Consider the following 26,015-nt stretch of genomic DNA (forward strand, 5'->3'; position numbering starts at 1 on the left):
AATTGGAAAAAAAATCTGGTTTTCCTCATCCGTACTTTGAATCTCATCCAAATTGGAAATGGTTTATACTTTCAACGGTTCTGGTAGGCGCAACAATGTCTGCTTTAGACGTGAGCATAGTCAACGTCGCTATGCCGACTATGGAAAAAGGCTTTCAAGTAAATATGGCGGTTATAGAATGGGTTGCAATGGCTTATATGCTGACTCTTACAGTTTTTTTACCTTTATTTGGAAGACTCGCCGATATGTTCGGAAGAACAAAGATGTATAATACCGGTTTCGTTGTTTTTACAGTCGGTTCGGCGCTTTGCGGCATTGCGCCTAATGCAAATTTTATTATTTTTTCCCGTGTTCTTCAGGCGGTAGGAGCAGGACTTCTTCAGGCTAATTCCGTTGCGATAATAACTCAGGCTTTTCCTTCTAACGAACTAGGCAAGGCTATAGGGCTTCAGGGTTCCGTTCAGGCTATCGCAATGTCTATAGGCCCTTTTGTAGGCGGTATGATTATTGCGGCTATAGGATGGCGCTGGATATTTTACGTTAACGTGCCGATTGGAATCGCAGGAACGTTTATGGCTTTATTTATCCTGCCGTCAAGCAAAGCTAATATGAAGAAAAAAGAAAAAATAGATTACTTTGGAATTTCTTTTTTTGCGGCAGGACTTGCCTTCCTAGTTCTGGCAGTCAATGAAGGAACAAAATTAGGCTGGTCTTCGCCTATTATAATTACTTATTTTGTTATTGCCGCAGTTTTTCTGCCTCTTTTCGTTTATACGGAAATTAAAGTGGAACATCCGATGATAGATTTAAAACTCTTTAAAAAATGGGGATTTTCTGCAGGAAACGTTACGGGTATGCTATCTTATTACGTCTTATTTGCCGTCCTCTTCCTTATGCCTTTTTATCTTGAAAATTTACTTCACTATAATGCGGCGGCAACAGGCTCTCTTTTAACGCCTATTCCTCTTTCTATGGCTATTATAGCGCCTTTTGCTGGAGCTATATCGGACAAGGTAGGTTCAAGAATTATGACTACGCTCGGCATGTTCGTATGCGCCATAGCTACTCTTCTATTGTCGTTTTTGGGCAATTCCGTAAATATTTATATGCTTATTTTCGATTTTATCATTTTAGGTGTCGGAATGGGTATATTTACTCCGCCTAACAATAGCGCAATTATGCTTTCCGCTCCTCCGGAAAGACTTGGAGTCGCAGGTGGAATTCTTAACATGATGAGGGCATTAGGTTTAATATTCGGGGTTGCCATTTCAGGACTTATAGTTTCCTCGACAAAACATAGCTATGCCAAAGCTCACGGTTTTGCATTGCTTAAAGATATACCGGAAAAAATCGCCAATATTGGTTTCTTGCACGGCCTTACAATCGTTATGTTTATGCTACTCGGCATTAACGTATTTGCGACCATAATGTCCGTAGCTAAGAAAAACGTAAAGATAACAAAAATCGAAGGCGCTGAACCCATAGACTTAATGTAATATTAATGCAATAATATTTATAAAATAAATTTCATGAGAATTTTTAGTAAAAGAAATAAACTCGCCGTCAAAAATAATGACGGCGAGTTTATTTCCGGCGTAGAATATATAATAAAAAGAACCTTAAACAACGGCATAAGCAATATATTCTTAGAAGACAATATTGCAAAGGCAATGCCCGAAATTCCGGCAGTTTCTCCTTTAAACGTCGAATATAATCTGGATTTTTTATGGACGGAGGTTTATTCTCTTTCCGTAACTAACCGCAGGACTTCGGTTTTTGCTTATGATATTTCATTTTTAAACTATGCGCATTTAGAAGAATATTTTATTAAAAATGAAGCGTTAACAGGCGGCACGGTACTGTTTCTTTTTAAAAAACAGGGGTTAAAAAAATTTTCTTTTGATTTCAAAAGCGTTTTTCCAGTTTATAATTATTATAAAGTTTCGAATTTTATCGATTATATTCCGTATTATTTTGAACTGTCGGAAAAACTAAAACTCCCCGTTATTATTTATCTTAACGATTCCGTAATGAACGAATATATTCTCGAAGAAAAAAAAGAATATACCGAAAGAACGGCATCAATGCCCGATTTTACACTAAAAAATCTTACGGATGCATATTATAAAAGTACCGGTGAAGAAAAAGGGCTTATTCAAAATATACAATCCTTTAAAAATACAGGAAAACATATAGATTTTTTTAAAAAAATCTCTGAAAGTTCAGGCGAAAATAACCTTATCTTTACAGATGCAAAAAATTTTCACCGCATAATAGAAAATAAAAAATTCTCTGAAAATTCCAATATTATTTTGTTTTATCTGCTTAATCCAATTAACTATTTTGAATTAAATGAAATTATAAAAGATAATTGCGGCGGTTTTTATAAGAATATATATATATTCGACTCATACTCGCTGTTAAATTTTAAGCTTATAAATATAATTGAAAATAACAAAAACATAATTAAATATGAAAATTTATCGGTTGTAGAGTATAAAAACGATAGCGGCATCGAGTTGGGTTTTTGTTCCGACGATTTCGAGATTAAAGACTCAAAAATACCTAAATCTTTTTGTGTCGGATGCAATCTATTTTCTTTTTTATCGTATCTTGAAAAAAAAATAGGCAATTCGGAAAACGATGTTTTAATCGGAGATACAGGATGCTTTTCTTTATTGCAATCCAGCGCTTTAAAATTTTCTTTTAACAATATAGCAACAAACGATAATCCTGTTTTTTTCATCTCTACGATGAATTCGAAAGATTTAAATAAAAATTTTTATGTTTTTATTACTTATTTAAAATTTTACGAAAATATAGATAAATTTTTTAAAATTTATAACGTAGCAAAAACTAACGGCAGAATAATATTTGTTGTGTATAAATCTATATTCGATTATGATTTTAATGCGGAAAACTTAATTTTAAATCCTGCCTTAAAAACTTTTAAAAAAAATATTATAAAAAAGAGCACTCGATTTAAAGATTTAAATATAGCTCCCGATAGTATGCAGTTAATATTTATAGATAACGATTGTTTCAATAATGCAAAATCAGGACGAGATTTGAATTATAAATCGTATCTTATTATAAACAATAACGTTTGCAAAAAATTTGACTGCAGGTTATGCTACCAGAAAACAAAATGTCCGGCTATAAAAATAGATATAAATAAAGATATATTTGTAGAACCTGAAATTTGTAATTTTTGCAAATTATGTATTGATATTTGTCCGCATAATGCTATTAAATCTAAAAAACGTAAAAAAATTAAAGTAAAAAAATCTTTAGAAAGTAAAATTAATTTATAAAACTTTTATGGAAAACATTAATTACAATCTTATACTTAACGGAGCGGACTTTAAAGAAATAAATTACCTGAGTAAATTTCTTTATTACTCTTTAAAAAATGAAAACTTCAACGTGTCTTTGCTCATCAAACCTACGTCTAATATATCCAATTACAGCATGACATATGCGGTTATAAAGGTGGGTAAATTTGAATCGATAAGCTGCCTGAATAATATCGATGCGGTTATAAGCTTAGATTTTCAATCCTTGTTAAACTATTATACTTTTATCGGAAAAAATACGCTTTTAATTTCGGATTATTCCTCGTTTAACGTTTGCGATTTCTGGCTGACAGACAACGAATCGACTATGCAAAAATTAAAAGAAAAAACGGAAAATATTTATAAAATACCGCTTAAAAACATAGTAGACCAAGATTCCATGGGTAAAAACAGGGTAAGTTCCTATATTGCCCTTATAGGAGCATTTATATCTAAAAGCAGTCTTTTAGATCTTGATTCAGTTTTGAGACAGACGGCTTTGTTTTCCGAAAACGACGCTTTAAAGAAAAATATGATTCAAACTATTCTAAAAGGTTACGATTATGTAGCCGAAAATCAATAAAATTAAGATTAAACGGAAATGCTTTCGTTTGAAGCAGTTTCTTTATAACATAAACCGCATAAACCGTAAAATTCTAATCCATAATTATTAATATAATATTTTTCTTTAAAATTTTCTTTTATCTTTGTTTCAAAAAATCCTTTAAAATCCGATTCGTCTATTTTAACGTCTATTATTCTGCCGCATTTTTCGCATATAGCATGACCGTGCAAAGAAATATCTCCGTCATAATGCACCGAATTCTGCAGGGTTCTTATTTCTTTAACTTCATGTATAGACGACAAAAGAGAAAGATTTTTATAAACTGTATTTAACGAAATCATCGGATATGCTTTTCTAATTTTATCGTAAACGTCTACCGCAGATGGATGACTTTTTGATTCCGAAACTATTTTAATAATTTCAAGCCTTTGAGGGGTTAGACTGTACCCCATTTTTTTTATTTTAGAAACTATATCATTTAACCGTATATTAACTTGCTGTTTCATTTTAAATCTCCAAAAATTATTATATAGTATTAATTATTATATAATATAAAAAAAATGTCAAACGTTTTCAGGTTTTATTTTAAAATCTTTAATGCTGTCGTAAAAAGCTTCCAATCTCGTAACGTAACCGGCATCGGCATTATGCTCGTCTATTTCTATTTCAAGATAAGGTTTATGTTTCATATATTCAGCAAAGAAGTTTTTTATGAAAGAGTCGGGGCCGCATGCATAATTAGTAATATAAACTGCATTCAATTTCGGATTATCCATGACTATTTTAGCTGCCGACAAAATTTTATGTCCCGAATGCCAGAACATGTTGTCGTGTTCTTCATAAATAGAAACGCCCTCTATATCTAAAAAATCCATAGGCATGACTGTTTTGCCGAGAGAAGCAATTTTATTGGATATCGAAAGATTAATTCCTTCGTCCTGAGTATTATAAGTCCTTCCTATAAGCACCGTAATATCATCATAACTTTCTAATACTTCCTTGCCTTTTGTTTTTAATCTTTCATAAAATAGTTTCTGCTTATTAAGCGCTTTATCGAAAGCGGTAATAATTTTATTTTTAGATATACTGAATTTTTTAAGATTTTTTAAAAAATGGTCGATCGTCAAGTCATAATCATGTTTAACGCCGAACAATCTTACTTCCGGCGAAATAACATGTATTTTGTTAAGCTCTATCAACGATCTGGCTATAAACGGCACTCCCTGTATATAAGGACACTGAAATGTATTTTCTTGAAAATCATGATTTTTTTCCCTGTTAACTAATGCCGGCAAAAAAACCGCTTCTATTTTTTTTTCTATCAGATTCTTTACGTGACCAGCTACTAATTTTACAGGAAAACACGTATCGGTAACGGAAAGCATATTAGATGAATTTATTATATTTCTATTTGTTTCCGTAGATAAAATAACGTTAAAACCTAAACTACTAAAAAATTCGTTATAAAATGGAAAAAGATCGTAGGTTTCGAGGCAGAAAGGAATACCAATGCGCGGTTTAGAATAATCGGATTCATTAGAGTCGGAATATCCTTCTAACAAGAGTTCCTTTCTATACTTAAAAAAATTATCTCCTTTTTTCGTTTTGGCTTTATCTACTTCAAATATGTCGCATCTTGCTCCGTAATAATGTGCAGGTTCATTTTCAACAACTACTTTATTAACGTCGCATAAATTTGAACATTTTAAACATTCAAAAGATTCCTGCGTATATTTCCTGTTTCTTAAATCGAAACCGACAAACTTAGACTCGGAATTATTGGTAAAAGCTATTAACGCGCTACCTATAGCTCCCGTTACTTCATTATGCCGCGGAACTATAATTTTTTTTCCGAGAAGCGTTTCAAAAGCGCTTACTACTGCTTTATTTAAAGCTACGCCTCCTTGAAAAAGTATATGTTTACCCACAGGTTTTCCAAGAACTACTTTATTTAAATAATTTTCGACTATTGAATAAGCTAATCCCGCTATAAGCTGGTCTTTATTTGCCCCTTTCTGCTGATGCGAAACAAGGTCGGATTCCATAAATACGGTGCATCTGTCGCCGAGATTGCAAGAACTTTCGGCGTTAAAGGCTTTATCCGAAAATTCTTTTATAATATCGATATTAAGTTTTAAAGCCTGTTCTTCAAGGAATGAACCGGTGCCTGCCGCGCATGCTTTATTCATTTCAAAATCCACTACTACGCCGTCTTGAATCCTGATATATTTTGAATCCTGTCCGCCTATTTCAAAAACTGTATCGACGTCTTTGTCTATAAATATAGACGCCGCGGCCTGTGCCGTTATTTCATTTTTTACGATGTCGGCGCCTACGTAATCGGCTATTAAATAGCGTCCGGAGCCGGTCGTACACACCCCTTTTACCGTAACTTCTATATTGAAATTTTGTAATTCAAGATAAATTTCGTAAAGAGTGTCTCTTACTATTTCAATTGGTTTGCCGTTTGTTTTTTTGTATTTTTTAACTAACAGATTTTTATTTTCGTCTAATAAAACTACGTTGGTTGAAACGGAACCGGTATCTATGCCTATATAAACCGGAATATTGAGACCGGAAAGAGATTTAAGGGAAGTTAAACTATCCATTTCCGCATTATTAAACTTTTCATCCGCAAATTGCATGGATTTCAATCTTTCCCTATATCTGCCGGAAGATTTGTCTTTTTCTATAAATTCCCTTAGAGGTTCCAAGCCGTTAAATTTAAAATCTTTTTCGTCACGCGAAATTATAGCTATGCCTATAGCCGGCATAACGGTATGATGCTCCGGTATTATAAGTTCGCCTTCTTTAAGCCCGAGAATATCTTTAAAGGCTCTTATCATACCTTTATTAAATGCAACTCCGCCTTGAAATATAACCGGTTTTTCAAACTTTTTACCTTTTGCTACGGTTCCTATAAAAGTTCTTGCGACCGCATAACATAATCCTGCAACAATATCTGATATAGGCGTAGAAACCTGCTGAAGATGTATCATATCCGACTTTGCGAAAACCGTGCATCTTCCCGCAATCTTAGCCGGATTTTTAGACTCAAGCGCCATATTGCCGAATTCGTTTTCTATGCTTATATGAAGTCTTTCCGCCTGTTGGTCTAGAAAAGAACCGGTGCCAGCCGCGCATAAATCGTTTAAGCCGAAGTCTTCCAAAAATATTCGACCGGTTTCTTCGTTTTTCCTTAGCATTAAAAATTTGGAGTCCTGCCCACCGATTTCTATTACGGTTTTAACATTCGGATAAAAATATTTTACTGCTTCCGTCTGCGCTACTAATTCATTTATGTTAGGAATACCTAAAACTTCGCCTAACGTCCGCGAACCGGAACCGGTAGCCCCTATTCCGGCAAAAAGGTTTTCAGGATATTCTTCGAATATTTTTTTTAAAACGTCATAAGCCGTTTTTATTGATTCGCCGTTAGACCTTATGTAGTCTTTCTTTATAAGATTAAGTTTATCGTCTAAAATTGCAAATTTAACTGTAGTAGAACCTATATCTATCCCAAGATAAAGCTTTTCCTTCATATTCTTTTCCACTTACCGCCTTCTTCGAATATTTCTTTTTTCCATATAGGAACAGTCTCTTTTATTGCGTCTATTAAAAATTTTGAAGCCAGATAAGAATCTTCCCTGTGCGGACTTGAAACGCCAATGGAGATGGATATTTCTCCAATTTCCATTTTTCCGGTTCTATGTACTATGCAAACTTTTAATATATTATATTTGTTAAACGCTTCTTTTATCAACTTTTTGATTTCTTTAACCGCCATTTCTTCATAAGCTTCATAGTAAAGATACTCTACCGGTTTTCCGTCTTCATTATCTCTTACCGTTCCGTTAAATAAAAGCACGGAACCAGAGGAAGAATCGGAAACAAAATCAAGAACTTCATTGCAGTTTATTCTTTCAGCCGTTATTTTAATATTAAAAGCGGCATCCGCAATAGAATAAAAAGAGGAAACTCCGCCGCTTACCGGCATAATAACCGTGATTTCGTCTCCTTCCGACAATTTTTTTCCGGCGTCGGCATATTCCTGATTAACGGCATACTTAGATACTTTAAGAATATTTTTTATGTCGGGATAACTTGTTTCCATTATTGAAATAATATCTTTTACCGATGAACCTTCTTTTACGGTAAAATCTAATAAATTTTTCCCTATTAATTCTTTTAAAGCGGCAAATAATCTTACTTTTATATTTATCATATATATTATTTTAAGGTTGTTATTTTAAGAAAGGTGTTTTGAAATTTCATAATAAAGATGTCCCATTTCTTTAAGGATTATATTATTCATAGCAAGCGTTACGGCATTAATAGAACCGGGAACGGAAAAAATTACCTTTCCGTTGTATATCCCTGCGGAAGCGCGGGACATTATTGCGGAGGTACCTATTTCGTTATAGCTTAAACTCCTGAACAGCTCCCCAAAACCGTATAATTCTTTATCGTATATATTTTTTAATGTTTCGTAAGTTATGTCTTTGTAAGAAACGCCGGTTCCGCCGTTTATAATAACAGAATCGATTTTCGGCTTATGTTCCGCACCGCAAACCTTGACGATTAAGCTCTCAAGTAAATCTTCGTCGTCTTTTATTAAAGCGTAGCCCGATACTTCATGTCCTGCCGACGCAAGCGCTTTTTTTATATAATCTCCGCTTTCGTCTTCGCTTTCTTTTCTTGAGTCGCTCAGCGTTATAATATAAACGTTAAGCGGCTTGTTAGCGTTAATATTTTTTTTATGCTCGATATGCCCCATATTACATAAATTTTAAACTAATAAGCGAAAAATGTCAATTTTCTTATACCTGTTATACCTGCATTAAAAAAAAGTCAGATTAATTTCATGCAACATCTTTTATCGTTAATTGTTTCTTTTCGTGTGAATAAAATAAAATCTGACACTTTTTTCTTTATTTTTTTATATAAAACAAAAGTGCCGAAAATACTTAAGTTTAAAATATTTTCGGCACTTGTTTGTTTATTTAAACAGCAATTTATTTATTCTAAGCGGCATCAATTAATACATTCCGCCCATTCCGCCGCCGGGCATTCCGCCGGGCATTCCTGCCGCAGGTTTCTCTTCGGGTTTGTCGGCTATCATTGCTTCCGTAGTCAGCATAAGAGATGCAACGCTTGCTGCATTCTGAAGAGCAGTCCTTTCAACTTTAGTCGGGTCTATAATACCGGCTTTGATGAGGTCTTCGTATTTATCGGCTGCTGCATTATATCCAAAAGCAGCTCCGTCGTTAGCAAGAACTTTATCAATTACGATAGAACCTTCTACTCCTGCATTTTCAGAAATCATCCTTAAAGGCTCCTGAACGGCTCTTTTAATTATTTTAATGCCGGATTCTTCATCGTGGTTTGAGCCTTTGATATTATCTATAGATTTAGCGGCTCTTAAGAGCGCAACGCCGCCTCCGGGAACTATTCCTTCTTCTACCGCCGCTCTCGTAGCATGTAAAGCATCTTCGACTCTGGCTTTCTTTTCTTTCATCTCTGTTTCGGTAGCCGCGCCTACGTTAATCACGGCAACTCCGCCGATTAATTTTGCAAGTCTTTCCTGAAGTTTTTCTTTATCGTAATCCGAGGTAGATTCTTCAATCTGCGCTCTAATTTGTTTGACTCTTTTTTCTATATCGGCTTTAGAACCTGAGCCGTCCACTACCGTCGTATTGTCTTTATCTACCGTAATCCTCTTCGCCTGTCCGAGATCCTTAAGAGTAATAGATTCGAGTTTAACGCCTATATCTTCGGAAATTACCTGACCGCCGGTCAATACCGCTATGTCTTCGAGCATAGCTTTTCTTCTGTCGCCAAAGCCCGGGGCTTTAACGGCACAGCAGTTTAAAGTGCCTCTTAATTTATTAACGACAAGCGTAGCAAGAGCTTCTCCTTCTACTTCTTCGGCTATTATAATAAACGGACGGCCGGACTTTGCAATCTGCTCAAGAATCGGCAATAAATCTTTCATTGCGGAGATTTTCTTTTCGTTAATCAAAACATACGGATTGTCGAGAACGCATTCCATTCTTTCCGAGTCGGTTACAAAATAAGGAGATAAATAACCCCTGTCAAACTGCATTCCTTCGACTACTTCAAGGGTGGTCTCCATGCTTTTTGCTTCTTCTACGGTTATAACGCCTTCTTTGCCTACTTTATCCATAGCTTCGGCAATAATAGAACCGATAGTTTCGTCATTGTTTGCCGATATCGTGCCTACCTGAGCTATTTCTTTTTGATCCTGTATCGGTTTCGATATCTTTTTAAGTTCTTTTACGATTTCTTCTACGGCTTTGTCTATTCCTCTTTTAACATAAATGGGGCTGGCTCCTGCGGTAACGTATTTAACGCCTTCTTTATATATAGCCTGAGCTAAAACTGTTGCGGTAGTCGTTCCGTCACCGGCTGTATCCGATGTTTTAGAAGCTACTTCTTTTACCATCTGGGCGCCCATATTTTGGAACTTATCGGACAATTCTATTTCTTTTGCTACCGTAACGCCGTCTTTCGTAATTGTAGGCGAACCGAAAGATTTTTCAATTACTACGTTTCTTCCTTTGGGTCCAAGCGTAACTTTAACGGCATCTGCAAGCGCATTGACGCCGGTAAGAATTTCGGCTCTGGCTTCCGCTGAAAATTTTAATTCTTTTGCCATAATTATTTTACTCCTTTAAATTTGAATTTAAATTATTAAATTTTAAAATTTCTTATTTTTCTACTATAGCCAAGATGTCGTCTTCTTTCATAATAAGATATTCCTTATCGTCAATTTTTACGTCGTTTCCTGAATATTTTGCAAATAAAACGATATCGCCTACTTTAACGTCCATCGGGATTTTTTTCCCGTCTTCTAAAATTCTGCCGTTTCCCGCAGCGACGACTTTGCCCTGCATAGGCTTTTCTTTCGCAGAATCAGGAATAAATAATCCTCCCTTAGTTTTTTCTTCTTCCTGAAGTCTTTCTACTAAGACTCTGTCTTGCAATGGTTTAACTTTCATAAACTTCTTCTCCTTATTTAAATTTAATTTAATTCATAAACAAAATTAAAATTTTTAGCACTTATTAGCTTTGAGTGCTAACCTTTTTAATATACACTTATGCTTTTAAAAAAACAATATCATAAATCTTTAACTATTTTGTAATTAATTTAAGATATTTTATATTGACAGATAAATAATCGATATTTTCTTTATATTTTTCGATTATTTGTAATTTTATTACGTTTTACTTATATTTTCAATTTTATTTTTTTATTTTATCGTCAATTTAAAAGTGATATAATTGAATTAAATGGAAAAATATATTCTCGAAATAAACGGCTTAACAAAAAACTTTAATCGCTTAAAGGTCTTAAGCGAAGTTAGTTTTAAAATTAAATACGGTGATTTTTTTGGATTAATAGGTCCCAACGGCGCAGGAAAATCCACTCTTTTAAAAATTTTATACGGAATAGTAATTCCTGATTCCGGAAATATTTCTATTAACGGATTGGATTTTTTATATAATTATAAAAAAATTAAATATTCTTTAGGAATAGTCCCGCAGGAAGATAATTTAGACGAAGATCTGTCCGTTAACGATAATCTGACCGTATATTCAAAATATTTCGGAATTACCGGCGTCGAATCTCGCAGGCGCGCAAACGAACTTCTAAATTTTTTCGATATGGGCGAAAAAAAATATTTTAAAGTTTCGGAACTTTCCGGCGGATTAAAAAGACGGCTTATGATTGCCAGAGCATTAATCAACAATCCGTCCTTAATTATATTAGACGAGCCTACAAGCGGATTAGATCCCGAATACAGGCAAAATATATGGGAAAAACTTAAGGCATTAAATAGGAACGGGGTTACTATTCTTATGTCCACGCATTATATGGAAGAAGCGGAACGGCTTTTTAAAAACATTATAATATTAAATCACGGCAATATCGTTTTTAACGGCGCTATTAGCGAAATTACCCTTAATAAAAAATCTTTGGAAGAAATTTTTCTTGACATCACAAAAACATAAATTCATCATTAACAAACAGCAGGGACAGAATTTAACTCTGTCCCTGCCACAAAATGGTTATAAATGGAACTTTTAAAAAAAGTAAACAAAACAAATTCAAATTTAAGCAAAAGTTTATTTACCGTTTTTTACCGTAACTATTTAGTATGGCTAAAATATTACAAACCCGGCATAATAGGAGATATTCTTGAGCCGCTTTTATATCTTGCCGCTTTAGGATTTGGAATAGGCAGATTTATCCATAATATAAACGGAATATCTTACGTTAAATATATAGTTCCGGGAATAATTGCCTCTTCTTCAATGTATGCGGCGGCATTCGAATCGACTTTCGGCGCATATACGAGAATGGTTACGAACGGGATTTATCAGGCAATTTTACTTACCCCCATAGGCATAGAAGACATAGTTTCCGGCGAGATTCTTTGGGGAACGGCAAAAGCTTTTATGAGCGGAACCGCCGTATTGATAATCGGAGCGGTTTTCGGGTGGATAATATCGCCTGCGGCTCTTATTATCCCTATTGTCATCGTTCTAAACGGGATATTGTTTTCTTCGTTATCGCTGTTAATAACATCATTTTCGCCGTCGTACGACTTTTTTTCCTATTATTTTACTATAGCAATATCTACTATGTTTTTATTCTCCGGCGTATTTTATCCTGTTTCTTCCCTACCTTATTTAATCAGATATTTCGTTTATATTATGCCTCTATATTACACCGTAAGTATAATGAGAATGCTTGACGAAGGCAAAATTAATCCGGTTTTGTTATTTTCCTATTTGTCGATAATTATATTATTTGCGCTTATATTTTTTTATGCATCGGTTTATTTTATAAAAAAAAGAGTTATAAAATAAATTTTAAAGTTTCGGCAGGGTTATGCCGACCTGAGACTGGTATTTGCCTTTTTTGTCTTTATAGGAAACCCTAGGCTCTTCGCCTTCAAAAAAAAGAACCTGGGCAATACCTTCATTGGCGTAAATTTTAGCGGGAAGCGGGGTGGTATTAGATATTTCCAAGGTAACGTATCCTTCCCATTCCGGTTCAAACGGTGTAACGTTAACTACTATACCGCATCTGGCATATGTAGATTTGCCGAGGCATATGGTGACCACGTTTCTTGGTATTTTAAAATATTCAACCGATCTGCCGAGCGCAAAAGAATTAGGCGGAACTATGCAGACGTCCGATACTAGGTCTATAAAAGACTTCGAATCGAAGTTTTTAGGATCGACTACCGTATTATTGATATTAGTAAATATTTTAAATTCGTTTGATATACGCAAATCATAACCGAAGGAAGAAACGCCGTAAGATATAACTCCGTTTCTTACTTGTGAACTTTCAAAAGGGCTTATCATCCCTTCTTTAGCTTTTTCTTCGATCCATTTGTCGTTTTTAATCATATATTAAAATATTTTTTATAAATTATTAATGTTAATTTATAAATTAAAGTTTAAAATAAAATCGGTTATTTCGTCCGGATCATCCATGATTTTAATTATATCAAAATCTTTTGAGGAAATATAAGATTTTTTTAAAGTATTGCTTTTAATCCAGTCTATTAATCCTTTCCAATAGTCAGAGCCGTATAAAATTACCGGAAAAGGTTTTGTTTTACCGGTCTGAATCAATTCTACGGTTTCAAAAAGTTCGTCTAAAGTTCCGAAACCTCCGGGCATCATAATATATGCGGAAGCATATCTTACAAGCATAACTTTTCTTACGAAAAAATATTTAAACTCTAAAGTTACGTCGGCAAATTTGTTAAGGGTCTGCTCATGCGGAAGTTTAATATTTAATCCTACCGAACTCACGTTTAAACCGTGCTGTTCCTTGGCTTCCCTGCATCCCCTGTTTGCGGCTTCCATTACTCCCGGACCTCCGCCTGAAATTATGGAAAAACCCTTTAAAGCTAATTTATGAGCCAATTCTTTAGTTTGTAAATATACTTCTTCATTTTCCTTTACTCTTGCACTTCCGTATATAGTTACAGCCGGACATACCGACGGCAATATATCGAACCCGTCCACAAATTCCCCTATAATCCTAAAAAGCCGCCATGGTTCCGTATGGTCAAACGAATTTAGTTCGTATCTTTTTATATCTTCTTTTTTAATAGGCATAATTTATTTTAAAAAATTTTAAAGGAAAAGCAGAGGTAAAACATTTAAATATTAATTTATAAATTTAACGGTTTCCCCTCTGCTTTTAAATAAGATTAAATTTGATTGGTTTTATACATTAAAATTTCCAGTCTTTTTTATCTGGATGAGCCTTTAATGCTTTAGCTTTCAATTCATCTTTAGACTCTTTATGGTTGTCGTCCTGAATACAGCAATCTACCGGACATACGGACGCACACTGCTGAGTATCGAAATACCCATAACATTCCGTGCAAAGGCTGGGATCTATAACATATATGTCACCCTCGGAAATAGCATTATTTGGACATTCGGGAACGCAAACCCCGCATGCAATACATTCATCGGTAATTACAAAAGCCATAAAAACCTCCTTAATTTTTTTTAATTTATTTTTATTTTTACTGCTAAAAACGACTAAATAAAGTTTAATTAAGCTAATGAATTTGATTAACTTAAACGATCTCCTGCTCCTTTAAAAGCTTTCAATCCCAAATATGAAGAATTAGAACCGAGTTCCTCTTCTATTTGTAAAAGCCTGTTGTATTTCGCGACTCTTTCCGAACGCGCCGGCGCTCCGGTCTTAATTAATCCCGAATTAACCGCGACCGCAAGATCGGAAATAAAGGTATCTTCCGTCTCCCCCGATCTGTGGGAAATAACGGCCGTCATATTGTTTTTCTGAGTTAATTCTATAGCATCCAACGTCTGAGACAAAGAACCTATCTGATTTAATTTAATCAGGACCGAATTTATAGAATGGGAATCCATAGCCTTTTTAATGCGGATGGGATTAGTCACGGTAAGGTCGTCGCCGACTATCTGGACTTTATTTCCAATTTCCTTTAACAACATAGAAAAGCCGTTAAAATCATCCTGAGCCATACCATCTTCTATTGATATAATAGGAAATTTTTCCACGTAGCCTGCATACATAGCCACCATTTCGTCCGATTCCAATACGGTTTTTTTACCTGCCTCTTTAAGAACATATTTTCCGTTATCATAAAATTCGCTTGCCGCCGGATCAAGGGCAATGAATATATCTTTGCCTGGTTGATATCTCGCTTTTTCGATAGCTTCCATTATGAGCGTTATTGCTTCCATATTATTCTGAAGATGAGGCGCAAAACCGCCTTCGTCGCCCACCGAAGTAGGCATTTTTTTCTCGTCTAAAACCTTCTTGAGTTTTTGGTAAACTTCTACACCCATTCGCAACGCCTCTTCGAAAGATTTGGCGCCGGCGGGTACTATCATAAATTCCTGAAAGTCAAGTAAATTATTCGCGTGTTTTCCGCCGTTCAAAATATTCATCATCGGAACCGGCATTACATGAGCGTTAACTCCGCCTAAATAACGATAAAGGGGTATCTCCAATTCATTCGCCGAAGCGGCGGCAGACGCAAGCGACACCGCTAAAATAGCATTTGCGCCAAGATTAGATTTATTTTGGGTGCCGTCGAGATTTATCATGATGTCGTCTATAAGCCTCTGCGAATAACTTTCGATTCCGTTAAGAGATTTTGCTATTATATCGTTAATTCCCTCTACCGCGGAATGAACTGATTTTCCGTCGAAAAGCGAGTTATCGTTGTCTCTTTTTTCGTAAGCTTCATATTCGCCGGTGGAAGCGCCGGACGGCACGCAGGCTGAACCGCTTACTCCGCTCTCCAAAGAAACTTTTACGCTTATAGTCGGATTTCCTCTGGAATCCAAAATTTGTCTTCCTTTAATATCTACTATTTCGCTCATATTGCAACGTCCCCTAAAAGTTAATTAAATTCAATTATTAGATTAATTTTTAAAAAATCTTAAACATTATACCACTTTTTTTATGTTTTAAAAATATTTTCTTTTATTTTTTTATAGCCTATAAAGCGTTTATTTCTTTAATCGTTTGATTTATAAGGTAATCCGTCAACTTTTCGTCTTTACTCTCTGCGTAAATTCTTAGAACAGGTTCCGTTCCGGAAGGGCGTATCAGCAGCCATGATCCGTCGTTATATTCAAATTTAAATCCGTCCTTAAAATTAAGATTAGTAATTTTATTCTTAAAAGGCAGGCTGAAATCTTCCGCTTTAAGTTTTTCAATAAGAATTAGTTTTTTCGTATCGTTTATTTTGATATCGACGCGTTTATATATATACGGATAATTTTCTCCAAAAATATCGTTTAATAGTTCGTTTAAGTTCTTTTGCTTAACAACCATAATTTTTAAAAGCATCAATGCATTAAATATACCGTCTCTTTCCGGCAAATGCGAAGCGATTCCTATGCCGCCCGACTCTTCTCCGCCTATAAATACGTCGCTGCCGTCTTTTATCATAAGCTCGGCTATATTTTTAAAACCTATAGGCGTTTCATACAGCTTAATTCCGTTTTTACCGCAAATATCGCCGATAGATTTAGATACCGAAACGGTCTTGACTACGCTTCCGGAAAAACCTTCTTCTATAAGATAATTTAAAATTATAGTAAAAATTTTATGCGAATCGATAAAATTTCCCCTGTCGTCCACCGCCCCAATTCTGTCTGCATCCCCATCCGTAGCGAAACCAACCGCAAATTTATTTTTATTCCCCCTTTTTTTTACGGAAAATTTTAATTTATTAAGATTGGCGTCTATAGGCTCTGGGTTTAAACCGGGAAAAGCGGGATTAACGATATTATTGACGGAGGAATGGCTAACGGAAAAATCTTTTAATATAAGGGACAAGTAACCTATTCCGGCACCGTACATAGGGTCTATCACTACGTATAACGATTTTAAAAAATCCTTATCTGAATTAGACAATACTCTATTGACACCAGTTAAATCAATTATCCTTTTAATATAATCTTTTTTAAAATCCGCATATTGAAAATTATAAATATTTTTTTTAAATTTATTATATTCTTTGCCGTATTTCTTTCCGTCTTCATTTGCTATTTTTTCAATTTTTTTAACTTCGGATTGAAGCATAGAAGCGCCGAAACGGCTTTTAAATTTCAAACCGTTAAACATAAACGGATTATGGCTGGCGGTAATCATTATACCGGCGTCATATCCTTTATTCTTTACAAAATAAGATAAAACCGGGGACGGACAAAAATTATCGCTTAACGTCGCATCTATCCCGACGGACTCAAGCGATTCTGCCGACTTCAAGGCAAATTCTTTAGACAAAAAACGTGTATCGTATCCTATTGCCACCTTCTTGGAAGAATTTGATTTTAAATACTCTCCAAGCGCACAACTGATACGGCCGACATGCTCAAATGTAAAATTATCGCCTATTACTCCTCTATATCCGTCGGTACCAAAATTTATTAATATATTATTCACAAGCCACCGTATGTGGTGTGTCCGGCGGGATTCGAACCCGCTGCCTCAGGAGTCGGAGTCCTGCACTCTGTCCAGATGAGCTACGGACACTAAATAAATTAGCATTGCTTAATAGAAAATTAAAATTTTACATATATTATATAATATATGTATGGGGAAAAAAAATAAAAAAAATATACTATTGTATTTATTGAATTCTAACGCTACAAAACTGGCTTATATCGTCGAACAAAATATAGAAGGAATTTTAAACGAGGTCATCACAAATAATTACAAAATACATGACAGCGGTATAAAGGATTTTTTTTTCAATATAAGTAAGAATGAATTTGATATTATATGCGAAGAAATTAACACTTTATCGCTAAAAATATTGGAAAAAGACGAAATAATATTTTTCAAACCGGTATTTAAGAAAAAAAAGATTAAGCAATTAAATATAATATACAAAACACTGCGTATAATAAAATTTACGGAAAACATGAAAAATATTTACAATAATTTAGAATTAATAAAATTAAATATAAACGAATTATATAAATATCCCGTGCTTAAAGTTCAAACTTATATACCGGAGTTATGTCTTTACCTGAGCGCTTTTTTTAAGGAAAATATAGATACTTTTTTTATGGAGATAAACCATGGAGATATAAAAGAAAGAAAGAAAATATTAATGGAGAAGCTACATAAAATAATATCGCTTGGAAACAAAATAATTAACGAATTCTATATATATATTATATCTGACGAAAAAAGCGATATTCAAAACGGAGGTCATGTAATTTATCATTCCAATATAATATCGATAATACAGATAATATCTATTAACTGCGTGGAATTTAACCTTTTATAATTTTCTAATTTTTCAATTATTTTATTAAAATGATTTTTTTAATTAAGTCTTATAAAATTAATGACTATTAAGTCACTATATGGTAAAATTTAATTTATGTACTCTAAAGAATATAAAAATTTGATTTTATTGTTACTCGTAGCGTTTTTCTTTATGGTTATGCTCGACATGAGTATAGTAACTATAGCTATACCGAAAATTATGTCAAGCTTAGGCGTAAATCTTGAAGACGTCGACTGGGTAATGATAGCTTATAACGTGGCTACGGCAATAATAATTATGCCTATAACATTCATAATAAGAAAAATAGGGTTAAAGATACCTATTGTCCTTAGCATAATATTTTTTACTATTTCTTCCGTGGCTTGCGGTTTTGCCACCTCTATAAATATGCTGATAACATTCCGTGTCATACAGGGGCTTTCGGGCGGAGGTATTGCGCCTCTTGGATTAGCGCTTATGGGCAAGGTTTTTGAACCGCATGAAAGAGGAAGGGCGATGGGAATATGGGGTATCGGAGCAATGGCGGCTCCGGCTATCGGTCCTACCTTAGGCGGCTGGATTACCGACCATCTTACATGGAGGTGGGTATTTTTCGTGAATGCTCCTATTGCGGTAATAACTCTTATAGGGATACTCATAATTATGGAAGATGACCATAAAGGAATTAATTTTAAAGCAAATTTTGATTTTTTAGGTTTTGCTTTTTTTGCGATAGCTATAGCATTCATGCTCGTAGCTTTTAATGAAGGACAGAATAAAGGATGGGATTCAAGCTACATTCATATCTGCGAAATTTTAAGCGCCGCAGGGTTTTTTATGTTCTTTTTATTTGAACCGTTTATTTCTCGTCCATTAATAGATTTTAAAATATTTAAAAATTATAATTTTACTTTAATAACGTCTATTAATGCAGTAAGGGCTATAGCCTTGTTCGGCTCGTTGTTTATTATGCCCGTCTTTTTGGAAAACATTATGGATTACACGCCTTATATGACCGGTCTTATTATGATGCCGTCGGCGATAGCCGTTGCATTATCGGCTCCCGTTTTCGGTAAAATGGCAGATAAATGGGGCCCAAAATATTTTATTGTTTTCGGTATGCTGACGACGGCTATCTCCCTCTTTTTATATTGGAATCTTTCAACGCAGTCAAGCCTCTACGATATAATATATCCTTCAATTATAAGAGGCATAGGGCTTGGCATGCTATATTCGCCCATTATGAGCGCAGGATTAAATTCGGTCAAAAAAGACCAGATACCTGAAGCTTCCGGTCTGCTGCCTATAACCATGAGACTTGCTTCCGGCTTCGGCATCGCTTATTTTGCAAACTATCTGGCTACAAAAAAGGTTTATTATCTTACAAGATACGGCGATAAAATAAACTACAAAAACAATACTTTTATTAAAATGAAATCGACGTTTGGCAGTAATGGGCTTTTTAAGGCTAATACCGCAGTCATAGCTAATTCGGCAAAAATTAATCCGGGCATGGGTTTTATAGACTCCGTAGTTAAAATGTTTGCGACCGTCCAATCTTACGACGACGTATTTGTCGTTGCGGGAGTCATATGCCTTATAGGAATAATACCGGCTCTTATGTTAAAAAATAAGATACATCGTTAATATCGTTAATCATTTAAATATTTATATAAAATTTTCCCTTTACGCGTATAAATTATTTTTGAAGGCTCGACTTTTAAAATAAAAATACCGCCTATATTTTCTCCCGTATGAATATAATGTTTTTTACCGTTTATTGCTACCAAAGCAGTATTGCCGCCCGTAAATATTAAAACCACTGTCCGTTTATTTTTGCCTGAAAATCCTTTAAATTTCAAATTTTTAACGACGTTGCTTAAATTTCCGCCTTTATTAAAACCGCTATTTGCGTTAATGAGATACGGCGCCGGTTTTGCAACGTAGTCCGCGACTACATTTTTTTGTGACTTTGAGTGCAAAATAAAAAGTCTGCTGTAATTTTCGTATTTTTTATTCGGAATACTAAAAATATCTTTAAGCGGTTTTTTAGATAATTCCGTAGATTCAGCTTTCAGGTCTGTATATTTACCTTTAACGCTTAAATTGAGCTTAGTAATTTTTTTATTTTTACAAGACGTATTATGCAAAATATTTATTTTTTTATTATTTCCCGATTTTAGTCTGCTTAACGTCGATAGCACCGTTATAAATATAAAAAATGCAAAAATAATAACCGCAAATTTTTTAACTTTAGATTTCATCAGCCCCTCTTTTTATTAAAATTTATTTTTATTTAAAACCAATAAGTTCGGCGTTTATAATTGCATCTATTTTTCTTCCGGATTTAATATTAATTTTTTTTATTTCGAATGGAAACGATTTAAGCGTCTTTATTAAAGAAAATAAGGCATCGATGTCCGAAAAATTACTTAATGCCACCGTAAAGTTAGTTATTTTTAAATAAACATCTTGAACATTTTTCCTATTTTCCGTCTTTTGGATGCTAATTCCGATATTAAATCCGTTTTCTTTTAAATATCTCGCATAAGATAAAAAAGACACCATATAACTATAAAATTCATGTTTTCCAGCCGTAAATTTAATAGTTTTAATCTTATTATCTTTCTTAATATTAATTTTTAACTGTCTGATAGTATTTTTTTCGTAAGTATATGATTTATTTAATTTATAAAAATAGCTTATAGAAGGTATTAACCCATAAAACAATATACAAGCCGAGGTTAAAGATAATAAAATTAATATTATCGACCTTTTGTTCTTAATTTTTTTCATTTTGTATTATTTTTTAATTTGTCGTATTTTGAATATTAGTTTGTTTAATTTATTTTTTTAGTAATCCTAAAAATTTCATTGAAGGTTTTCCAGATTTGTCGAAAAAATATTTAACGCTTAAAGTTTTTTTTCCGTCCAACTTTTTTGATAGCGCATTATAATTATGCGAGAATATCCTATAACCGTCGGTACCAAATACGGTTGCATTAAAAATATATCCTGCTCCCGATTTTATAATATTGATTTTTTTTATTTTGACGCTTTTCGGTAAAATCGCAAAAAATTTTTTTAAATAATTCGCAATATTAACTTTAGGGAAATCCTCGTTAAATAAAATTTTACTTTTATCTTTATCTATTTTTAAAGATAAAACGGAAATTTTTTTGTTCATTTCTCTTATTTTTTGCACTTCGTAAAATGTTTTTTTTCGGTAAGATACAACCAGCACTTCCATTAAAAATATAGCAAATATTAAAACTGCGATATAAATATTTTTTGCCCTATTTTTTTTATCTTCTATTTTTTTAAATTTTATTTCTATATCTTCAAAATGAGGGGTATTTTTGTTTATGCTTTTAAAATATTCAAAAAAATCTTTAGCCGTAAAATTTAATATTTCTACATTTCCGAAAAAATTTTTAAAATCGGCGCAATCGCATTCGGCAATTATCTGCTCTATTTTAATGCCAATATTTTCGGAATCTATTCTGGTTTTCAAAATATTAAGATTATCCATTAACATATCCGCCTTAAAACTTAAAACCGGCATTATGCTAAAACCGTTTGAAACTAAAATCATTTTATATACGTCGTCGGTTTTTTCTATAAATAGAAAATCTTTTTTAAGATTAATGCCGTTAAATTTTTCTTTTAAAAACTCTATCACCAAAAAATCGTATGGAATAACTATATCTATTCCTTTAAATAACGAATAATATTTTTTAATATTTAAAGGCAGGGTATGATAAAATCCGCATCCTCCATTTATACCATCCGCAAAAAAATAAGATTCGTTCTTATAAGATTTTCCTACGTAACGGCTTAAATAAAATTTTTTACCGTCTTTTAATCTTTTTTCCGGTATAATCGAAAAATTTATATTTTTAGATATTATCGAAACTGCATGTTCTATTTCAAAATCGGCTGCATAATCGTCGATACGTTCATGCGAAAAAAATGATTTATCGCCGTCAAAATACTGATATATATCGTATTCTTCAATATAAATAAAATTTTTATACATAATTTTTTTTAAGTTTAATTTAATTTTATAAGGTCTGGAAGATAATTTGCAGGTATTTTTATCTCATATCCTGCGGGTTCTACTTGAACGTAATTCATTCCGCCTTCCCAATAAGAATACCTTACGTTCCCGTAAACTTCAGGAAGATATTTACTCTGAAACGCTCCTCCTACCCAGTAATTTTCGGTATAGGTAACGCCGGAATTATTTGTATATGCAGAACCTCCGCCGCATCCGGAATAAGGATCGTTGGCATAGCTCAATATAGCGCTATTTCCGTCAATAGCTTCAACTATAAAATATAACTTCAATTCGCCGTCTGCCCAGTCTCTTGACCATCCGTCACGATTATAACGACTCATAGTTTGCGTAACATAACAAATTGCGCCTGTAATATAAAAACTCTTTCCTATGTACTGTTCATAAATGCCGCCGTCTCCATTGCTTAAGGCTATAGGGTCTATATAAATTATTTCGTTTCCGTTAACTAACGAACTTCCGGGAATATCGTGCCTTATTTCTTTATAAAAATTATAATAGTCGTTAGGTTCGCCGCTTTGCGAAGGAGTAACGGCAAGAGTATAACTGATTTCCTGAGCGGTACCATTATTAACGGCATTATTAACGCTTAAACATATTTTAGTATCGTCTTCCGTTTTTATACTTCCGTATATGCAATTCGAATTTGGATTGCCTCCGACAAAATTTATGCCTATGCCTTTAGCTATGTACCCTGCAGATTGAAGAGAACTTATGCTACTGAATTTACTATTATTATTAACATAGGTACTTTCGGCATTTATCAAAGTATTTGCCAGAACAGATACGTTTTGCGCTCTATTTTCGCATACAATACCCTGAAGCGCAGGTATGCTTAACGCAGTCATTATCGACAAAACTATCATTGAAACAATAATTCCTGCAAGCGAAAATCCTTTATTATTATTTTCTAAAATTTTAGCAAAATTAATATTCATAACACCTCCATTTTTAAAAAAGACTTAAGACAGATGCAAAAAAGTTTGTTATTGTCTGCGTTACTTTTGTTAATAAATTGCTCTGCGTCCCTACGGTATTGGTATAATTAATACCTCCGTTGGCGTTAGGACTTACGTTTACCGATGAAACCGGTGAAGACGCGCCAGTATTAGAGTTAGAGGCAGAAGCAGAATGAAAAGAGGGCGCTGCGTCGTTTAAACTAAAAGTTACTACGCCTAAGCCGTTAATATCGGAAACCTGCCCCGTCTTACCCGTTATGCCTTTGCTTATTTCTTTAGCGACTATATCTTCATTGGCCAAATTTAAAGGAATATAAATTTCGATTGATTCGTTTTGTAAATTAATGCATATATTTGTCGTGCTTTTAAAGAGTAATTTTTCTAAACATGAATCTCCTTGAAAATTATAAACTTTCATCGGACTTAAATACGCCGGCTTATTGTTTTCCAAACTCGTGATATCCGTAAAAGTTCCCGTGTTTTGAAAATAAGCATGTTCTGCCTTTATTAATAAATCTGTAATATTGACGATATTTTGCGCTTCCATATTATATATTTGACCCTTAGGCATACCGGACATTCCGAAAGAAAATTTTGGCAATAAAAATAAGTAAAAAACAAACATTATATTTAAAATAATGTAATAGCCGTAACGTTTCATATAAATAACCTTTAATAGCTTTTTTAAGGATTTAATTAATTTCAATTTAATTTTCGCTGTTTTAACGATTGTTAACTTGTTAATTAAATGTAAAGGTCAGGCTTCCCTGAAAATTTGAATTATTTGCCGAAGCTGCATTACCGTTGAACAGATCCGTCAAGCAATTTTGACCGTTACCTATGTTAAAGACGGGACTGCCCTCGGTATCTACGCCGGATATTGAGTTTTCTAAAGAATTGCATATGTTTAAAGCCTGGGCATTCGTCATCTGCGGAGCGTTTATGCCGATGACGTAAATATACTGTCCCGGATTTGAATCGGTAGAAATTTGATATGCGGAAACAAAACCCGCATTAGGCGGTATAACGTTATTGCCGTTAACCGTCCATGAAGAAGGGAGCAGGTTGTCTTCCTGCATAGCATATGGAAGAGAAACGCCGGCAGGGGGAATTATACTCCCGCCGTTTACCTGCATATAAGAATTTACGGCCGATTCTAATTTAGTAACCGATTGAACCGTTGCAGTAACATTGGAAGAACCTATTAATCCGTTATAAACCATTAATCCCCCTGCCGAAAGTATTCCGACTACTATCATTGCGACTATAATTTCCATAAGGGTAAAACCGTTCCCGTTTTTATAAATTTTTAGTGAGTGAAAATCCAACTTGTCATTAATTTTTTTGCTTTTTTTGCTTTTAATTTTAATTTCTTTCTTTTTTAGCGCAATCATAATTTTCCTCCGGATAAATTTAATTTTTTTGTTTTTTAGTTTTAAATTTATTTATAATTTTAGTAATTAGCCGACAAACCCACCATTCCCTGAATAAGAGGTAAAAATAAAGAAAAAAACATTAATAGCAAAAAAAGTACTACGCCTATCATTGCAAGCAAAAACAATCCTTTAGTAAATATTTTCATATATCTGTCCGCTTTTTCTTTAAATTCCTTAGAAAGATTCAAAACCGTTTCGGATAAAAACCCTCCTATTTCGCCGTACCTTATAGACTCTATGGCATCCTCCGGCAAAAAATCGGCTTTATGCAAAGAATCAAACAACGTATTGCCTTTAATTAAATCTTGATAAACTGATTTAAATTTATTTCTAAAATATACTTTAGAACTGTTTTTTCCAAAATAATCGAATACTGCGTTAACCGTCACGCCCGAAGATATCATTAAAGAAAATTGATAAAAAATCCAGTTTAAATAAGAGTAATTTAAAATATTTTTTAACTGAGGTATGTTTTGCAAAAAGGAAAACGCTTTAGTTTTTATTCCGGATAAATCCGACAAAAAAGCGGCGAAAATAAGAACGGCGAAAAATATTATATAGATAAAAATATTTTTTAACCGCCCGAACAATTTTAACGTATAAACCGTAGACAAGGGAATATTCGGAAACTGCTTAAAGAATAACGAAAAAGTCGGAACGACGTAATAAAGAAAAACCGAAAAAGCTATAAACAGCAGTAAAAATAAAAATAAAGGATAAGCTAAGGTTCCTATAATATTTTTTTTATAAATATTTTTAGTTTCGAAATATTCGGATATTTTTAAAAAAGATTCCGAATAATCGCCGGTAGATTCCGCTAAATCTATTAAGGAAAGTGCTATTTCTTCAAAATTATTCCTCGCAAACGCTTCTTTAACGCTTTCCCCTTTATCCAACAAATAAATGCAGTTTTTTATCAATTTTTTACGATTTTTTATCTTTGAAAGCTTATGGCTGTAATATAGGCGCTTTAATAAATATAGCAAATCATATTTTTTTGAAGATTCAGGCGTTGGTATATCTTTGTCCATATAACTAAAAGATTTGCCGACCGAACCGGTAGATTTGACGAGATGATGCAGTTCATTAAAAAACACCGCAAGCTCGGCGTCTTTCATTCCTCCGTTGCCGGTAGGGTTTATTGCATCTAAAAAAATATTGGGTAAAACAAATGACGGCATATAGCCTTCTTCTAAAATAAGCGTTTCCGCATCCGATAAATTTTGCGCCTTAATATTTCTTATCAGACTTTTACCTTCAGGGGTATAAAATTTGACTAAATAATTTTTTAACATAA

25 protein-coding genes and 1 tRNA gene are annotated in these 26,015 nt (G+C 33.7%); 7 read left to right on the top strand and 19 right to left on the bottom strand.

All coding sequences use genetic code 11. The features are described 5' to 3' along the window. The first annotated feature begins 2 nt into the window (after positions 1–2). The 3 genes from EVJ48_03855 to EVJ48_03865 are packed head-to-tail and all read left to right on the top strand — an operon-like array spanning position 3 to position 3,918. Positions 3–1,496, top strand: a complete 1,494-nt coding sequence (locus EVJ48_03855; protein ID RZV39653.1) for a DHA2 family efflux MFS transporter permease subunit — start codon at positions 3–5, stop codon at positions 1,494–1,496. Between the two features lie 33 nt (positions 1,497–1,529). Then, positions 1,530–3,314: a hypothetical protein gene (locus EVJ48_03860; GenBank protein RZV39654.1), complete on the top strand. Its 1,785-nt coding sequence runs from the start codon at positions 1,530–1,532 to the stop codon at positions 3,312–3,314. 7 nt (positions 3,315–3,321) lie between these two features. After that, on the top strand, positions 3,322–3,918 hold the full coding sequence (locus EVJ48_03865; protein ID RZV39655.1) for a hypothetical protein: 597 nt from the start codon (positions 3,322–3,324) through the stop codon (positions 3,916–3,918). A gap of 8 nt (positions 3,919–3,926) precedes the next feature. Here the strand turns inward: EVJ48_03865 and EVJ48_03870 are convergent, their stop codons facing one another. The 6 genes from EVJ48_03870 to EVJ48_03895 all read right to left on the bottom strand — a co-directional run bounded on the left by EVJ48_03870 (position 3,927) and on the right by EVJ48_03895 (position 10,922). Then, positions 3,927–4,406, bottom strand: a complete 480-nt coding sequence (locus EVJ48_03870) for a transcriptional repressor (GenBank protein ID RZV39656.1) — start codon at positions 4,404–4,406, stop codon at positions 3,927–3,929. A 57-nt stretch (positions 4,407–4,463) separates the two neighbouring features. Then, on the bottom strand, positions 4,464–7,454 hold the full coding sequence (locus EVJ48_03875; GenBank protein RZV39657.1) for a hypothetical protein: 2,991 nt from the start codon (positions 7,452–7,454) through the stop codon (positions 4,464–4,466). After that, positions 7,439–8,125 (bottom strand): hypothetical protein, encoded by a 687-nt coding sequence (locus EVJ48_03880; protein ID RZV39658.1) that lies wholly within the window; start codon positions 8,123–8,125, stop codon positions 7,439–7,441. The genes EVJ48_03875 and EVJ48_03880 overlap by 16 nt, the downstream gene beginning before the upstream one ends. A 24-nt stretch (positions 8,126–8,149) precedes the next feature. Next, a complete protein-coding gene (locus tag EVJ48_03885; protein ID RZV39659.1) occupies positions 8,150–8,677 on the bottom strand; it encodes a molybdenum cofactor biosynthesis protein MoaB in 528 nt (175 codons plus the stop codon). Positions 8,678–8,938: 261 nt separating this feature from the next. After that, positions 8,939–10,579, bottom strand: a complete 1,641-nt coding sequence (gene groL / locus EVJ48_03890) for a chaperonin GroEL (protein RZV39660.1) — start codon at positions 10,577–10,579, stop codon at positions 8,939–8,941. Positions 10,580–10,631: 52 nt separating this feature from the next. Next, positions 10,632–10,922, bottom strand: coding sequence for a co-chaperone GroES (locus EVJ48_03895; GenBank protein RZV39661.1), 291 nt, complete (start codon positions 10,920–10,922; stop codon positions 10,632–10,634). A gap of 292 nt (positions 10,923–11,214) precedes the next feature. Here EVJ48_03895 and EVJ48_03900 point away from each other — a divergent pair, with 292 nt between their 5' ends. Together EVJ48_03900 and EVJ48_03905 are read left to right on the top strand one after the other, a co-directional pair. Beyond that, complete coding sequence (locus EVJ48_03900; GenBank protein RZV39662.1) at positions 11,215–11,937, top strand: ABC transporter ATP-binding protein; 723 nt, start codon at positions 11,215–11,217, stop codon at positions 11,935–11,937. Positions 11,938–12,000: 63 nt separating this feature from the next. Beyond that, on the top strand, positions 12,001–12,798 hold the full coding sequence (locus tag EVJ48_03905) for a hypothetical protein (protein RZV39663.1): 798 nt from the start codon (positions 12,001–12,003) through the stop codon (positions 12,796–12,798). Between the two features lie 3 nt (positions 12,799–12,801). Here EVJ48_03905 and EVJ48_03910 read toward each other — a convergent pair whose 3' ends face one another. From EVJ48_03910 to EVJ48_03935, 6 genes are all read right to left on the bottom strand, one after another. Then, entirely contained in the window at positions 12,802–13,347 is a 546-nt protein-coding gene (locus EVJ48_03910) for a dCTP deaminase (GenBank protein RZV39664.1), read from the bottom strand. 36 nt (positions 13,348–13,383) lie between these two features. Beyond that, positions 13,384–14,067, bottom strand: coding sequence for a TIGR00730 family Rossman fold protein (locus EVJ48_03915; GenBank protein RZV39665.1), 684 nt, complete (start codon positions 14,065–14,067; stop codon positions 13,384–13,386). A gap of 118 nt (positions 14,068–14,185) precedes the next feature. Then, positions 14,186–14,449 (bottom strand): YfhL family 4Fe-4S dicluster ferredoxin, encoded by a 264-nt coding sequence (locus EVJ48_03920; GenBank protein RZV39666.1) that lies wholly within the window; start codon positions 14,447–14,449, stop codon positions 14,186–14,188. 86 nt (positions 14,450–14,535) lie between these two features. After that, a complete protein-coding gene (locus tag EVJ48_03925; protein ID RZV39667.1) occupies positions 14,536–15,837 on the bottom strand; it encodes a phosphopyruvate hydratase in 1,302 nt (433 codons plus the stop codon). A gap of 118 nt (positions 15,838–15,955) precedes the next feature. Further along, positions 15,956–17,410, bottom strand: a complete 1,455-nt coding sequence (locus EVJ48_03930; GenBank protein ID RZV39668.1) for a phosphoglucomutase/phosphomannomutase family protein — start codon at positions 17,408–17,410, stop codon at positions 15,956–15,958. A gap of 13 nt (positions 17,411–17,423) precedes the next feature. Further along, a tRNA-Arg gene (locus tag EVJ48_03935) sits at positions 17,424–17,500 on the bottom strand. Positions 17,501–17,561: 61 nt separating this feature from the next. Here EVJ48_03935 and EVJ48_03940 point away from each other — a divergent pair. Both EVJ48_03940 and EVJ48_03945 read left to right on the top strand, forming a co-directional pair. Continuing rightward, positions 17,562–18,263: a hypothetical protein gene (locus tag EVJ48_03940; GenBank protein ID RZV39669.1), complete on the top strand. Its 702-nt coding sequence runs from the start codon at positions 17,562–17,564 to the stop codon at positions 18,261–18,263. Positions 18,264–18,359: 96 nt separating this feature from the next. After that, entirely contained in the window at positions 18,360–19,892 is a 1,533-nt protein-coding gene (locus EVJ48_03945; protein RZV39670.1) for a DHA2 family efflux MFS transporter permease subunit, read from the top strand. A 5-nt stretch (positions 19,893–19,897) separates the two neighbouring features. Here the strand turns inward: EVJ48_03945 and EVJ48_03950 are convergent, their stop codons facing one another. From EVJ48_03950 to EVJ48_03980, 7 genes are all read right to left on the bottom strand, one after another. After that, positions 19,898–20,509, bottom strand: coding sequence for a hypothetical protein (locus tag EVJ48_03950; GenBank protein ID RZV39671.1), 612 nt, complete (start codon positions 20,507–20,509; stop codon positions 19,898–19,900). Between the two features lie 28 nt (positions 20,510–20,537). Further along, positions 20,538–21,041 carry a hypothetical protein gene (locus EVJ48_03955; protein ID RZV39672.1) on the bottom strand — a complete coding sequence of 168 codons (504 nt, stop codon included), beginning with the start codon at positions 21,039–21,041 and terminating at the stop codon, positions 20,538–20,540. Positions 21,042–21,090: 49 nt separating this feature from the next. Beyond that, positions 21,091–22,284, bottom strand: a complete 1,194-nt coding sequence (locus EVJ48_03960; GenBank protein RZV39673.1) for a hypothetical protein — start codon at positions 22,282–22,284, stop codon at positions 21,091–21,093. A gap of 14 nt (positions 22,285–22,298) precedes the next feature. Continuing rightward, positions 22,299–23,261, bottom strand: a complete 963-nt coding sequence (locus EVJ48_03965; GenBank protein ID RZV39674.1) for a type II secretion system protein — start codon at positions 23,259–23,261, stop codon at positions 22,299–22,301. Positions 23,262–23,274: 13 nt separating this feature from the next. Further along, positions 23,275–23,853 carry a hypothetical protein gene (locus EVJ48_03970; protein ID RZV39675.1) on the bottom strand — a complete coding sequence of 193 codons (579 nt, stop codon included), beginning with the start codon at positions 23,851–23,853 and terminating at the stop codon, positions 23,275–23,277. A gap of 169 nt (positions 23,854–24,022) precedes the next feature. Continuing rightward, positions 24,023–24,676 carry a type II secretion system protein gene (locus EVJ48_03975; protein RZV39676.1) on the bottom strand — a complete coding sequence of 218 codons (654 nt, stop codon included), beginning with the start codon at positions 24,674–24,676 and terminating at the stop codon, positions 24,023–24,025. A gap of 59 nt (positions 24,677–24,735) precedes the next feature. After that, positions 24,736–26,013 carry a hypothetical protein gene (locus EVJ48_03980; protein ID RZV39677.1) on the bottom strand — a complete coding sequence of 426 codons (1,278 nt, stop codon included), beginning with the start codon at positions 26,011–26,013 and terminating at the stop codon, positions 24,736–24,738. Positions 26,014–26,015 lie beyond the last annotated feature (2 nt).

The organism is Candidatus Acidulodesulfobacterium acidiphilum (assembly GCA_008534395.1).
GTDB classification, from domain to species: domain Bacteria; phylum SZUA-79; class SZUA-79; order Acidulodesulfobacterales; family Acidulodesulfobacteraceae; genus Acidulodesulfobacterium_A; species Acidulodesulfobacterium_A acidiphilum.

Excerpts from the sequence above, each read along its gene's own strand:
- EVJ48_03895 (RZV39661.1), bottom strand. The coding sequence starts at position 10,922 with ATGAAAGTTAAACCATTGCAAGACAGAGTCTTAGTAGAAAGACTTCAG.
- EVJ48_03975 (RZV39676.1), bottom strand. The coding sequence starts at position 24,676 with ATGATTGCGCTAAAAAAGAAAGAAATTAAAATTAAAAGCAAAAAAAGC.
- EVJ48_03910 (RZV39664.1), bottom strand. The coding sequence starts at position 13,347 with ATGATTAAAAACGACAAATGGATCGAAGAAAAAGCTAAAGAAGGGATG.
- EVJ48_03955 (RZV39672.1), bottom strand. The coding sequence starts at position 21,041 with ATGAAAAAAATTAAGAACAAAAGGTCGATAATATTAATTTTATTATCT.
- EVJ48_03880 (RZV39658.1), bottom strand. The coding sequence starts at position 8,125 with ATGATAAATATAAAAGTAAGATTATTTGCCGCTTTAAAAGAATTAATA.
- EVJ48_03870 (RZV39656.1), bottom strand. The coding sequence starts at position 4,406 with ATGAAACAGCAAGTTAATATACGGTTAAATGATATAGTTTCTAAAATA.
- EVJ48_03925 (RZV39667.1), bottom strand. The coding sequence starts at position 15,837 with ATGAGCGAAATAGTAGATATTAAAGGAAGACAAATTTTGGATTCCAGA.
- EVJ48_03960 (RZV39673.1), bottom strand. The coding sequence starts at position 22,284 with ATGTATAAAAATTTTATTTATATTGAAGAATACGATATATATCAGTAT.
- EVJ48_03970 (RZV39675.1), bottom strand. The coding sequence starts at position 23,853 with ATGCCTAAGGGTCAAATATATAATATGGAAGCGCAAAATATCGTCAAT.
- EVJ48_03965 (RZV39674.1), bottom strand. The coding sequence starts at position 23,261 with ATGAATATTAATTTTGCTAAAATTTTAGAAAATAATAATAAAGGATTT.
- EVJ48_03920 (RZV39666.1), bottom strand. The coding sequence starts at position 14,449 with ATGGCTTTTGTAATTACCGATGAATGTATTGCATGCGGGGTTTGCGTT.
- groL (RZV39660.1), bottom strand. The coding sequence starts at position 10,579 with ATGGCAAAAGAATTAAAATTTTCAGCGGAAGCCAGAGCCGAAATTCTT.
- EVJ48_03860 (RZV39654.1), top strand. The coding sequence starts at position 1,530 with ATGAGAATTTTTAGTAAAAGAAATAAACTCGCCGTCAAAAATAATGAC.
- EVJ48_03885 (RZV39659.1), bottom strand. The coding sequence starts at position 8,677 with ATGGGGCATATCGAGCATAAAAAAAATATTAACGCTAACAAGCCGCTT.
- EVJ48_03980 (RZV39677.1), bottom strand. The coding sequence starts at position 26,013 with ATGTTAAAAAATTATTTAGTCAAATTTTATACCCCTGAAGGTAAAAGT.
- EVJ48_03865 (RZV39655.1), top strand. The coding sequence starts at position 3,322 with ATGGAAAACATTAATTACAATCTTATACTTAACGGAGCGGACTTTAAA.
- EVJ48_03900 (RZV39662.1), top strand. The coding sequence starts at position 11,215 with ATGGAAAAATATATTCTCGAAATAAACGGCTTAACAAAAAACTTTAAT.
- EVJ48_03915 (RZV39665.1), bottom strand. The coding sequence starts at position 14,067 with ATGCCTATTAAAAAAGAAGATATAAAAAGATACGAACTAAATTCGTTT.
- EVJ48_03905 (RZV39663.1), top strand. The coding sequence starts at position 12,001 with ATGGAACTTTTAAAAAAAGTAAACAAAACAAATTCAAATTTAAGCAAA.
- EVJ48_03945 (RZV39670.1), top strand. The coding sequence starts at position 18,360 with ATGTACTCTAAAGAATATAAAAATTTGATTTTATTGTTACTCGTAGCG.
- EVJ48_03950 (RZV39671.1), bottom strand. The coding sequence starts at position 20,509 with ATGAAATCTAAAGTTAAAAAATTTGCGGTTATTATTTTTGCATTTTTT.
- EVJ48_03940 (RZV39669.1), top strand. The coding sequence starts at position 17,562 with ATGGGGAAAAAAAATAAAAAAAATATACTATTGTATTTATTGAATTCT.